General features: G+C 65.4%; 10 protein-coding genes. 3 read left to right on the top strand and 7 right to left on the bottom strand.

The genetic code is table 11. The annotated features are described in order from the left end of the window. Window positions 1-89 precede the first annotated feature (89 nt). From AC72UB_RS16300 to AC72UB_RS16275, 6 genes are all read right to left on the bottom strand, one after another. A complete protein-coding gene (locus AC72UB_RS16300; RefSeq protein ID WP_463290763.1) occupies window positions 90-632 on the bottom strand; it encodes a DUF3035 domain-containing protein in 543 nt (180 codons plus the stop codon). Between the two features lie 77 nt (window positions 633-709). After that, a complete protein-coding gene (gene lspA / locus AC72UB_RS16295) occupies window positions 710-1,198 on the bottom strand; it encodes a signal peptidase II (RefSeq protein WP_505190667.1) in 489 nt (162 codons plus the stop codon). A gap of 3 nt (window positions 1,199-1,201) precedes the next feature. Then, on the bottom strand, window positions 1,202-2,803 hold the full coding sequence (purH, locus tag AC72UB_RS16290) for a bifunctional phosphoribosylaminoimidazolecarboxamide formyltransferase/IMP cyclohydrolase (RefSeq protein ID WP_505190666.1): 1,602 nt from the start codon (window positions 2,801-2,803) through the stop codon (window positions 1,202-1,204). A gap of 24 nt (window positions 2,804-2,827) precedes the next feature. Then, complete coding sequence (locus AC72UB_RS16285) at window positions 2,828-4,558, bottom strand: heparinase II/III family protein (protein WP_505190665.1); 1,731 nt, start codon at window positions 4,556-4,558, stop codon at window positions 2,828-2,830. A gap of 169 nt (window positions 4,559-4,727) precedes the next feature. Continuing rightward, window positions 4,728-5,879 (bottom strand): saccharopine dehydrogenase family protein, encoded by a 1,152-nt coding sequence (locus AC72UB_RS16280; protein WP_505190664.1) that lies wholly within the window; start codon window positions 5,877-5,879, stop codon window positions 4,728-4,730. A gap of 79 nt (window positions 5,880-5,958) precedes the next feature. Then, the gene (locus AC72UB_RS16275) at window positions 5,959-7,008 is read right to left on the bottom strand and encodes a saccharopine dehydrogenase (RefSeq protein WP_505190663.1); all 1,050 of its coding nucleotides are present in this window, start codon (window positions 7,006-7,008) and stop codon (window positions 5,959-5,961) included. On the opposite strand from AC72UB_RS16275, the gene AC72UB_RS16270 reads away from it, so the two are divergent. Genes AC72UB_RS16270 through AC72UB_RS16260 form a run of 3 tightly spaced genes read left to right on the top strand, consistent with a single transcriptional unit; the run spans window position 7,007 to window position 11,256 of the window. Beyond that, on the top strand, window positions 7,007-8,020 hold the full coding sequence (locus AC72UB_RS16270) for a hypothetical protein (RefSeq protein WP_505190662.1): 1,014 nt from the start codon (window positions 7,007-7,009) through the stop codon (window positions 8,018-8,020). The genes AC72UB_RS16275 and AC72UB_RS16270 overlap by 2 nt on opposite strands. 3 nt (window positions 8,021-8,023) lie before the next feature. Then, on the top strand, window positions 8,024-10,441 hold the full coding sequence (locus AC72UB_RS16265; RefSeq protein WP_505190661.1) for an SGNH/GDSL hydrolase family protein: 2,418 nt from the start codon (window positions 8,024-8,026) through the stop codon (window positions 10,439-10,441). Then, the gene (locus AC72UB_RS16260; protein ID WP_505190660.1) at window positions 10,426-11,256 is read left to right on the top strand and encodes a glycosyltransferase family 2 protein; all 831 of its coding nucleotides are present in this window, start codon (window positions 10,426-10,428) and stop codon (window positions 11,254-11,256) included. The genes AC72UB_RS16265 and AC72UB_RS16260 overlap by 16 nt, the downstream gene beginning before the upstream one ends. A gap of 161 nt (window positions 11,257-11,417) precedes the next feature. Here AC72UB_RS16260 and AC72UB_RS16255 read toward each other — a convergent pair whose 3' ends face one another. After that, window positions 11,418-11,738, bottom strand: coding sequence for an HNH endonuclease (locus AC72UB_RS16255; protein WP_505190659.1), 321 nt, complete (start codon window positions 11,736-11,738; stop codon window positions 11,418-11,420). Between the last annotated feature and the right edge of the window lie 36 nt (window positions 11,739-11,774).

The raw sequence follows: 11,774 nt of genomic DNA, 5'->3' as shown, positions 1-11,774 counted from the left end.
GGCAAAAGGGCGTAGCACGGGAAAAGATAGGCGCGGGATGTGGAACGACAAACCCCGCTTGCACAAATGTGATGCGGTTCAGAGGGGTCTTAGCGTTCGCCCGATTGGCGCGGCGGGGCTGAGGGCGTGCCTGCGCCTGCGGCGCGCCAGCGTTCCAACTCGGCCTGTTGGTTCAGCGCTTGTTTGCGGTAGGCGCGGAAATAGACATTGGTGCCAAACAGCCGCTCAAGCAGGCGGCCATTGTTCTTGCGGCGGAATTCCACATCTTCGGCGGCCAGCGTCGGGCGAATGTCGCCCGCCACGCCTGCACGCGCCGCATAGGACACCAAAGCGCCGTCCGAGGCTGGGGCCGAGGCGCTGGCCACACGCGGGGTGCCGCCGAGGGCCAACACAGCCTCATCCTTGGGGCGCGGATCGGTGAGGTTTTCGCCGCCCGGGGTCGGCTCCGGCAGAACGGCCAGATCTTCCGGCATTTCCAAGGCCTTGGGCGGGACGATCGAAAATTCATCCGGGCCAGCGGTCGAGGAGCGTAGGTTCATCAACTGCGGGGGCTTGTCGCGCCAAGCGCCGCATCCGGCCACGGTCAGCAGCGCAGCGCCCGCAAGTGCGAGGACCAATCGTGCTGCCGTCATGCCTGCCTCCATCTTCCCTTGCGGGACGTTGATAGCCGTTTCTTAGCGCAAAGCCCGGACCGCGTCACGGGGTCTTATCAGCCCTTGGGCGTCGGTGCTCCACTTTGGCTTTTCCCGGTAAAGAGAACAAGCCCGATGGCCCCGGCAAAGATCGCAATATCGGCGACGTTGAAGGCATAGGGGTTTTCGATGCCACAGCAGGACATGTTCAAAAAGTCGGCCACATAGCCATAGGCCACGCGGTCCACCACATTGCCAGCGGCTCCGCCGATCAAAAGGCCCGCCGAAATCTGGCCCCAGCGGGTGAACCCATCACGCCGCGCCCAGTGCAGGACCCATCCCGAAATCACCACCGCGAGCGCGATGAGGACCCAGCGCATGAAGTCGGCGTCATGCGACAGAAGGCCAAAGTTCACGCCCCGGTTTTCGGCCCAACGAAAGTTGAGCAAGGGGTCCATGACGTCGACGTAACCAACGGTGCGCAGATCAAGCGCGTGGATCACGTAAAGTTTGGACGCCTGATCGGCGACAAAGGTGGCAAGGGCGGCAACGATCAGCGCGCGCATGGGTCAGTGCCGGAAATGACGTTGGCCGGTGAACACCATGGCCAGCCCGGCCTTGTCGGCGGCCTCGATCACGGCGGGATCGTTCATGCTGCCGCCGGGTTGGATCAGCGCGGTGGCCCCGGCCTCGGCGGCGGTCAAGAGACCGTCGGGGAAGGGAAAGAACGCATCCGACGCCACGACCGAGCCGATGGCGGGCGATTGGGCAAGGCCCAAGGCCTCGGCCATATCCTGCGCTTTGCGCGCGGCAATCCGGGTTGAATCCACGCGGCTCATCTGTCCTGCCCCCACACCTACGGTCGCGCCATCTTTCACATAAACGATGGCGTTCGACTTCACATGTTTGGCAACTTTCCATGCAAAGAGAAGATCGGCAAGCTCGGCCTCGGTGGGTGCGCGTTTTGTCACCACCTTGAGATCGGCGGCGGTGATGCTGTCGATGTCGGCGTCTTGCACCAGAAAGCCGCCCGCGACCTGACGGAAGGAAAGCCCGCCCTTTTTGGCATCGGGCAGGCTTGCGGTGGTCAGAAGGCGGAGGTTCTTTTTGGTGGCAAAGATCGCGCGGGCCTCGTCGCTGGCGCCTGGTGCGATGACCACCTCGGTAAAGATCTTGACGATCTCTTCGGCGGTCGCGGCATCAAGCGGTTGGTTCAGCGCCACGATCCCGCCAAAGGCCGAGGTCTGGTCGCAGTGATAGGCGCGCAAATACGCCTCAAGCAGGGTGCCGCCCATGCCCACACCGCAAGGGTTAGCGTGTTTGATGATGGCGCAGGCCGGGCCTTGGCCTGCAAACTCGGCCACCAGTTCAAAGGCGGCGTCGGTGTCGTTGATGTTGTTGTAGGACAGCTCCTTGCCCTGCCATTGGCGCGCGGTCGCCACACCCTCGCGGCGGCTGCCGTCGGTGTAAAAGGCTGCACCCTGATGGGGGTTTTCGCCGTAGCGCAGGGGTTGGGCGAGCTTGCCCGCGAACGCGCGATAGCGCGGGGCGGTTTCCTTCAACTCACCGGCCAGCCATGTGGACACGGCGGTGTCATAGGCGGCGGTGCGGGCATAGGCGGTCAGGGCCAGTTTCTGGCGGAAGGCCAGCGTGGTGGCGCCACTGTTGCCCTTCATCTGATCGATCAGCTGCGCGTAATCGGCTGGATCGGTCACCACGGTGACAAAGCGGTGGTTCTTGGCCGCAGCCCGGATCATTGCCGGGCCGCCGATGTCGATGTTTTCGATGCAGGTGGCGTGATCGGCGCCCTTGGCCACGGTTTCTTCGAACGGGTAGAGGTTGACGATCAGAAGGTCGATCGGTTCGATCCCATGGGCGGCCATGGCCAGAAGGTGTTCGTCATCATCGCGCAGCGCCAGCAGGCCGCCGTGGACATTGGGGTGCAGGGTTTTGACCCGACCATCCATCATTTCGGGAAAGCCCGTGACATCCGACACATCGCGCACCGTCAGCCCCGCCGTGCGCAGCATGCCCGAGGTGCCGCCGGTCGAGATCAGTTCCACCCCCATCGCCGCCAAGGCGCGGGCAAGGTCGAGAAGGCCCGATTTGTCGGACACCGAAATCAGCGCGCGTCCGACGTAAACATGATCAGTGGCGACAGGATGGGTCATGGCGGGCGCACCTCAAAGGGGGACCTAGAGAGGAACCGGCATCTCCTCACGGTCCAGATCACGAATGGCCAGCGCAGTATCCTGTGCCTTGGCCAAGGTCCAGCCCAGAGGGGTCTCAAAGGCCGTGGCGCGGCCCGAAAGGACGATCTGACGCGCTGGGCGCGGCCTGAGCCGCCCCTTTTGCAGGTAGACCGAGGCATCCAGCGACAGAACCGCCTGCGAATTGTGCCGAAACACCCAGATCTCGCCGCTTTTCAGGGCGATTGAAACGGCGTTCCCGCCCATGTCCAGCGTGGCATCGACATCGGGGTGCAGATGAAACCGCAGGGCAAAGCCGACCCCTGCCAGACGACCTTCGGTCATCAGCCGTTCGAATCGGGCTTTTTGGCTGTCGGTGCCAGCCGTCAGGGCATCTTGCCCGATCAGACGGCGGCCATCGGCGGAGAGGGTCAGGGTGCGCAGATGTGACAGGCCGTGGGTGGCGGCCCAGCCGTCATGGCTGGCCGAAAAGAATGGTCCGCCATCGCCTGCGCCCAAGCGCAGATGATGCACCCCGGCGCAGTCGGTCAGCAATTCGCTGCCCGGTTTGAAGCGCGACGAGGAGAACCCCTCCAGCGCCAGCGTCGAATGGCTGGCGGTGGCGCGGCCTGCGAGCCGCCAGTCGGGACCAAACGGAGCGCCTGATCCGCAAGACACGATCAGGGGACGGCGTCCTGAGGTCAGCTCAAAGGCCAGCGTCGAGGCGTGGGCCAGCGCGCTGGCCAACCCGGCCGGAGGGGTGCTCGCGTCGATCACCACCGAGGTGCGCCCGCCTTGCAGCCGGGCAAAGCCCATGGCGAGGCCTTGGGCGCTGGTTGCCGTGGGTTTGACAGCCGCCGCTGCAAGGGCCTGATCCAACCGCCCCTCAAGGCCCCGCCCGCCGCTATGAAACCGCGCAAGGCCGCCATCGGCATGGCGCAGCGCGCGCAGCGTGGGGGTGATGCGTTCGATTGCGGCCAAGAGGGGTTCGGGGGGCATCTGTCCCGCCTCGTTCAGCGCCTGCACGGCCCAGGTCAGGAGGGTGAACACCTCAAGCAGTTCTTCGGGGTTGCGGGTGGGAATCCCGCCTTGGGCGTCCACCTCGCGGCCACATTCGGCGGACAAGGCAGTGACCGCCGGCCCGACCAGCTTTTCCATGCCAACCAGCGCAAGGCTGGCTGAGACCAGCCCGACCAGCGCCTCAAATCGCGGCAGGCCGGGGGCGGCCTGCTGCCAGCGCCAAGACAGGAACACCGTCTGCGCCGTGACTTGGGCGTAATAGGCATCCGACTGCGCCCGGTCGCGGCCGCTAAGGACAAAGAGCGCATGGTTGATCCAGCGGATCAGCCGCCGCCCGGTCAGATCGGGCGACCAGCCCGGACCGCGGCCAGCGCCATAGCGCGCGATCCAATCCCACAGCCAGTTTTGCGCCCGCGTGCGGGCCTGCGCGTCGCCCACGGCCGCCAGATCATCGAGCCAACTGAAGCCATGAATGTCATCGGCCTGTCCCGGATCGGGTTGCACGATGTCCCATAGTGTGCCGCCCTTCACCTCGACCAACTCCCCGCCAAAGAGCGCGTTGCCGGCGATCAGCTGACGACCTCGGGCATAAAGCCCGATGGTGCGCGGTTCAGGCTGCGCCACAAAGCCGCGCGCAGGCAGTGCCCGCAAGGTGCGCCCCATTGCCCAGCGAGTGCCGAGGCCGCCCATCAGGGATCCTGTGCCGAGCGATGCCATGGTGTGTCTGCTCTTTGGGGCTGCCCGCCTTGCGGGTCATTCTTGAGTCAAAGCATAGCTTCATGACCCCTCGATGTCACCCCAAAGCGGCAGAAATCGAGCGAATTGTGGCGCCTTTGTGGCGCAGGCTGCCGGGTGGGGTTTGTATCCCACCCAGCAGGACGGCCCGTCAGGCCAGATGATCGACGCGGGTCATATACTGCGCCAGATGGGTAACCTGCCCAAGGAACTTGGCAATCAGCTTGGGGTCATGCGGGGCGGCATGCACACCCGCGGGGAATTCCCGCGCCTGCACCGTCTCGATCGCCAAGGAGACCGGCACCGACACCAGCCGCCCCATGGCCGAGCCGCGCGCATCGCCCCAAGCGTCCATCGCCCAAGTCTGGTCGAACACCGCGCGCCCGTCGCGTTCGGCCTTCAGGCTGACGAACAAGACCACGCGGTCCGGCTCGCCCGGTGCGTAGGAGTTTTCTTTCAACAGCGCATCGGCCCGCGCGGTCAGGGCCGCGTTGATCTCGGCATCTGATTTGCCTTCAAGCCCCTCGATCTCGCGGAAGATCGGCGTCCAAGCGTCGGCCCAACCATTCAACCGGATGGTGCCGCGCACGAAATCGCGCACCTTCCATGCCGGATCGAATCGGTAATCTTCCATGAAGGGATAGCTGTCGCGGTTGGGGTAAACCTCAAAGCTTTCGGCCTGCGGCAGGGGCGCGTCATAGCGCGTGATCGCATCCCAAGGCCGATTGACCCGCAACTCGCTGAAGTTCTTCAAGCTGCGCGAGGGCGAGCGCAGCGCCTTCAGCACGCCCGCAGGGGCCCAGCTGAACTTATAGCGGAAGGGGTTCGGGATTTTCGGCACCCCGCCGCAGTAGGAGACGAAGGACAGCACATTGTTGGCGTGATAGGCGGGCGAAGCGCGGTAGGTGGCCACCAGATCATGCGCCATCAGATGGTCAATGCCGGGGTCCAGACCCACCTCGTTGACCGAAACGAGGCCCTTGGCGCGGAACTCGTCATCCAGCGCCCGCATTTCCGGCGCGATGTAGGAGGAGGAGACGAAGTTCGCCCCATTGGCAAGGCAGGCCTTGGCAATCGAGACATGCTGATCGGCGGGCAGCATCGACACCGCGATGTCGCCGGGTTGAAGAGCGGCGGTCAGCGCGTCAAGGCTGTAGGGGCGGATATCGCCCGTCAGATCGCCCACCACCTCGCGGGCCTTCTCAACCGTGCGGTTCCAGACCACCACTTTTTGCCCGGCTTCCAAAAGCCGCCGCAGACCCGGACCCGACGACAGCCCCGTGCCGCACCAATGAATCGTCATGTCTCATCCCTCCACTTTGCCGCCCCAAGGCGCCAAGAATCATCGATAATTCTTGCAAATTTCTTCGAAGAAATTTGCCTTACATGCCTGTCGTATGCGTCTCGAACTCCGCCTTGGCCCGGCCCCAGACGCCCGCGCCAAGATCGGTCAGGGTCACAAGGCTGGGCAACAGCTGTGCTGCGTAATCTTCCGAGGATTCCACCGGCAGCATCGAGGGAAGGTTGTCAATCGCCGTCACATCCAAGGGCGGATTGTCGGCCACCCGCAGCGCCGGTTCGCCCCATTCGGTGACGCGGTCATAGACCTTGATCGGCGAGAAATCTGACGTCGGATCGCAGGCGATATCGCCGATCACGGTCAGCTTGCGGGCATCGGTTTTGGCGCTGGCTGGGACAAAGACCGGGCAGCCGGGACGGGCGAGGATGCAGTTGAGGAAAATCTCATGCTGCAGGACTTCTGGGAACGGTCCGCCGCTGGCGGTTTCGGCCATGTCCCAAAGCGTGGTTTCCACCCCCATCGCGGCGCAAAGATCGGCGGCACCGGTGCCAACCCGGCCCTTGGCGCCGATGATGATGGCGCGCGGGCGGGCAGGGCCGCCCAAATCGCGTGCGAGGTCTGCCAGAAGCGCGTCTTTGCCGGGGTATTTTGACACCGGCCCGGCAATGCCGCCACGCTGCTGCGCGGCCCAGCATTTCAAGCTGACTGCCGCCCCTGCATAGCCCGCCCAATAGCCAAAGGCCGCCACGCGCCGCCCGGTCGTGTCCACCAGATACTCCAGATCATAGAGCGTGCCGCCCCCGGCCTTGAACCGCTTGAGCAGGATCTGCCCGGCAGGTTGGCCTTTGTAGGCATGGCCGAACATGATGTGGCGGTGGGTGAGCGGGGTGCCATCCTCGGGCAGTTCCTTCAGCCCGAAGATGATCGCATCCGCCGGGGCCTTGGGCCACAGGTTTTCATCCGCAATCTCGCAGCCCGCTGTTATATAGCCATCCAACGGAATAGCCCGAACCGAGGAGCGTTCGACTGTCACCCGGATGCCCGCCTTGACAAGTGCCGCAGCCCCTTCGGGCGTCAGGCCGACGCGTTCCTCGTTCGGGCGCTGCTCGGCCCTTACCCACAGATGCGTCATGCGCGCCCCCTTCGGTTTTTGCCAGATGCCTCTGGTCATCACGGGGCTGAATACCCAGATATCGGGGCAAAGAACAGAGGGGCGCGCGATGGAGCGGCGGATGATCTTGGCGGCCTTGGCGGCGGCGGCAGGGGTTGGGGCTGCGGCTTGGGCTTGGTTTGGCCGGACCAAGACCCTGTCGGATGCCGAATGGGACACCGCATTTGCCACGGCCCTGCCGCCGCCTGGCGGGCCGATGCAGACCTATCATCTGGGCCACAGCCTTGTGGGCCGCGACATGCCCGCGATGCTCGCGCAGTTAGCGGGTCATGCCTACCACAGTCAGTTGGGGTGGGGGTCCTCCTTGGGCGACCATTGGACGGGTGAGGTCAACGGCTTTGCCGAGGAAAACGCCCATGCCGCGCACCGCCCTGTGCGCGAGGCTTTGCCGAGCGGGGATTATGCGGCGGTGGTCCTGACCGAGATGGTCGAATTGAAGGACGCCATCCGTTCTCACGACAGCGCCGCGCGGCTGGCCGACTGGGCGGCGCTGGCGCGCGAGGCGCGGCCGGATGTGCGGCTGTATCTTTACGAAACATGGCATCGGTTGGGCGATCCTTCGGGCTGGCTGGAGCGGATCGACGCCGATCTGCCCGCGCTGTGGGAGGGGCAGCTGCTGCGCCCTGCGATGGCCCGGGCGGGTCTTGAGGCGGGTGTGATCCACGTCATTCCCGGGGGGCAAGTCATGGCCGCCGCCGTCCGCGCGGTGGAGGCAGGCCAGGTGCCCGGCCTGACCCGGCGCGAGGATTTTTTCACCGATGACATCCATCTGAACGACATCGGCGCATGGCTGATCGCCATGACCCATTACGCCGTCTTGTATCACCGCTCGCCCGAGGGTCTGCCCGCCCAATTGGCCCGCGCAGATGGCACGCCGGCCACGCCTCCGCCACCCAATGCTGCACAGGCGTTGCAAAAGGTGGTCCGGCAGGTGGTGACGGGTTATCCTGCGAGTGGAGTGTTGAAAGGGTAACCCATGTCGGTGTTTTCGGTTTTGGCAGATGTGCTGATGGTGGGGCACAGCCTCTTTGGGGGCAATCTGCCGGTGCTGACCGAAGAGGCCCTGCGCCAGATGCAAGGCCCTGCGGTGGTTGAGGCGCAGATCATCAATGGCGCGCCTTTGGGGTTTAACTGGGAAAACTCGGCCAATGCCGAAGGGGTGGACGCGCGGGCGCGTCTGGCGCTGCGCCCGACCGATGCGCTGATCCTGACTGAGGCGATCCCGGTGTCTGAGCATGTGAAATGGTCGGACACGGCAGGCAATGTCGCGCGCTTTGCCGAACTGGCGCGCGCGGCCAACCCCGAGGTGCGGGTCTATCTGTTCGAAGGCTGGCCCGCCCGGTCGGGCGAAGGCCTGCCGTGGCGCGAGCAAGTGGCGCAAGATCTGCCCCTGTGGATGGGCGCGGCTGGGGAGGGGGTGGAGATCATTCCCGCAGGGCAGGCGCTGGCGCTTTTGGAAGATGAGATCGCCGCCGGGGGCGTGCCGGGGATCGACAGTCTGGATGCGATGTTTTCCGATGAGATCCATCTGGGCGGCAAGGGCCAGTATTTCGTGGCCATGGTGATTGCCGGGGCGGTGGCGGGCCAATCGCCCGAAGGGCTGCCGGCCAAGCTGACGCGCAGCTGGGCCAATCGGGATGCGCATCTGACCGAAGAGCAGGCGCGCGCGCTGCAACGGGTGGCTTGGGCAGCGGTTTCGGCGGGGGTGCCGTCTGGCACAACGCCCACGCCTGAGGCTGCGCCGGACCCTGAGCCCGCCGCCGCGATCGTGCCTGATCCGGCGCCTGCGGCCCCTACGGCGGAGCCCGCGCCGATGCCCGTCTTTGCCCCCGTCACCAACCCCAGCCTCGCCTTTGGGCTTGCCGGGGTGAATGACTGGTCGGTGCAGCAGCCCTTTCTGGACGTGATGAAAACCGCCCGACCTTGGGTGGGGCATCTGTCCGGCCAATGGGGTGGCTGGGACCATGAGGATTTGGCGGCCAAGGGGGTCTTGGACGAAAACGGCTGGCCGAAATCGCTGCCGGCAGAGCTTTCGGCCATTGCCACGCTGATCCTGACCGACCTGCCCGAAGATGCCGCAGGCGTCGCCGGGCGTTATGTGCTGACATGGGAGGGGCAGGGCACGCTGGCGCTTGAGGGCCGCGCCGAGGTGGCCGAGGCGGTGCCGGGGCGCATGGTGTTTGACTATACCCCCGGCCCCGGCGCGGTGATCGTGACGCTTAGCGCGATTGATCCGGCCGACCCTATCCGCAACATCGTGGTGGTGCGCGCGGACCGGGCCGAGGCGCTGGCCTCGGGTCAGATCTTTAACCCCGACTGGCTGGCGCGCATCCGGGGCGCCAGTGGTCTGCGGTTCATGGACTGGATGGCGACCAATGACAGCACGCTGTCACGCGCCGCCGACCGACCGAAGCCTGCCGATTACACATGGGCGCGGGCCGGTGTGCCGATGGAAACTCTGATCGCGCTGGCCAATGAGCTCAAGGCCGACCCATGGTTCACCCTGCCGCACCTGTCCGAGGATGCCTTGGTGCGGGACTGGGCAGAATTGGTGGAATCCGATCTGGCCCCCGGTCTTGTCGCCCATGTGGAATTTTCCAACGAGGTGTGGAACTGGCAATTCGCCCAAGCGCATTGGGCCGAGGCGCAGGGAAAGGCGCTGTGGAACCAAGACAACACTTGGGTGCAATTCTATGCCCGCCGCGCGGCTGAGGTGGCGGATATCTGGGCCGATGTGTTCAAGGGTGACCCCGCGCGGCTGGTGCGGGTGATCGCGGTGCAGACCGGCTGGTTGGGGCTGGAAGAGCAGATTTTGGATGCGCCTTTGGTGGTGGCTGAAGGCCGCCCGGCCCCGGTCGAGAGCTTTGATGCCTATGCGGTGACAGGCTATTTCTCGGCCCTTCTGGGGGCCGATGACAAGGCGCTGACGGTCAAGGGCTGGCTTGTGCAGTCCAAGGATGCCGATCCGGCCAATCCCTATGCGCTGGCCAATGCCATGGCCGCCGATGAGTTGCGCGATGGTAGGGTCACCGGCCAGACCGAGGACACGCTGACCACGCTTTTGGGGCAGACCCTGCCCTATCACGCCAGCATTGCCGCCGATCGCGGGCTGGCCTTGGTCATGTATGAGGGCGGCACGCATGTGGTGGGGTTTGGTGCGCAGATGGAGGATGCGGAGCTGACCGCGTTCTTCAGCCAGCTGAACTATGCCCCCGAGATGGGTGCGCTGTATGGGGAGTTGGTGGCGGGTTGGTCGCTCATTTCGGATCAGCCGTTCAACGCCTTTGTCGATGTCTACAGCCCCGGAAAATGGGGGTCTTGGGGGGCCTTGCGGCATTTGGGCGATGACAGCCCGCGCTGGCAGGCTTTGGCCAAAGGGTGCCACGGGTGCTGAGCGTCATCCTGCCCGCGTCCAATGAAGAAGCCTATATCGGCTCCTGTCTGACGGCACTTTTCGCCAGTGATCCGGTGCCCGGCGGGGCCGAGGTGGTGGTGGTGGCCAATGGCTGCCGCGATGCGACGGCGGACCGCGCCCGCGCCATGGCCGGGGCGGCCAAGGCGGCGGGTTGGGGGTTTCAGGTGCTGGAGCGGGCCGAGGGCGGCAAACCGGGTGCGCTGAACGCGGGCGATGGGGCCGCGCATGGCACGATGCGGGCCTATCTTGATGCTGATGTGATCGTGACGCCGCCGGTGATGGCGGAGCTGGCCCGCGCGCTGGAGATTGACCGGCCGCGCTATGCCGGGGCCACCCCCCGCATTCCGCCTGCGCAAAGTGCGGTCACCCGCGCCTATGCCCGGTTCTGGCAGCGCCTGCCCTTTGCCCAAAGCGTCGCCCCCGGCTTTGGGCTTTTTGCGGTCAACGCCAAGGGTCGCACGCGCTGGCGTGACTTTCCTGCGCTGATTTCCGACGACACCTTCGTGCGGCTGCAATTTGCGCCCGAGGAACGGGTGCAGGTGCCGGGATTTTATGACTGGCCCATGATCGAGGGCTTTGCCGCCCTGACCCGTGTGCGCCGCCGCCAAGATGCCGGGGTGGCCGAGATTGCGCGGCTGTATCCCGGTCTGTTGGCGCGGGAAGGCAAAGCGTCCTTGGGCGCGGGCGGGCTGGCGCGTCTGACGGCGCAAGACCCGGTGGGGTTTGGGGTTTACGCGGCCGTGTCGGTGGCGGTGAAGTGGGGGAAAACAACGGGCTGGACGCGGGGGCGGTAGGGGCGGTGGCCCCCCACCCCCACCCCCAACCCCTCCCCACGAGGGGGAGGGGAGGCGTGCGGTGCCCGGCGTCGTGATGGCGGTTAAACGGCTTAGGCCTAACCAAGCTGACAGAATGGGCGCTTCCCTCCCCCTTGTGGGGAGGGTTAGGGTGGGGGCAGTTACCCCCGCCGACGCGGACCGCCCGGCACCCGGCTGAGAAAGCCCGGTGGACGTTTGGCCACCCAATCCAAAAACGGCCGCAGCCGATCCGACTCGCGCAGCGCCTCGACGGTGTGAAAGCTGCGGGCGAGTTCGGTTTCGGTAAAGCGGGCGTGGATTTCTTTATGACAGATATGATGAACCCGCACGACCGGCCCGCCTTTGCCGCCTTTCAGCCGGGGCACCTGATGATGCAGGCTTTGCGGCACATCGGGCGGGATGGGGCGCAGGCACAGCGGGCAGGTGGGATCAGGCTCGCCAAACTCGGGTGGATTCGTCATCTTGTCTCCACGGTCTTGTGCTGGCACAGGATGGGC

The sequence above is a fragment of the Allotabrizicola aquatica (SeqCode) genome, assembly GCF_965194375.1.
GTDB classification, from domain to species: domain Bacteria; phylum Pseudomonadota; class Alphaproteobacteria; order Rhodobacterales; family Rhodobacteraceae; genus Tabrizicola_A; species Tabrizicola_A aquatica.
Note: the sequence above shows the minus strand (reverse complement) of the source record. Positions and strands in the feature narration are given on the sequence as shown.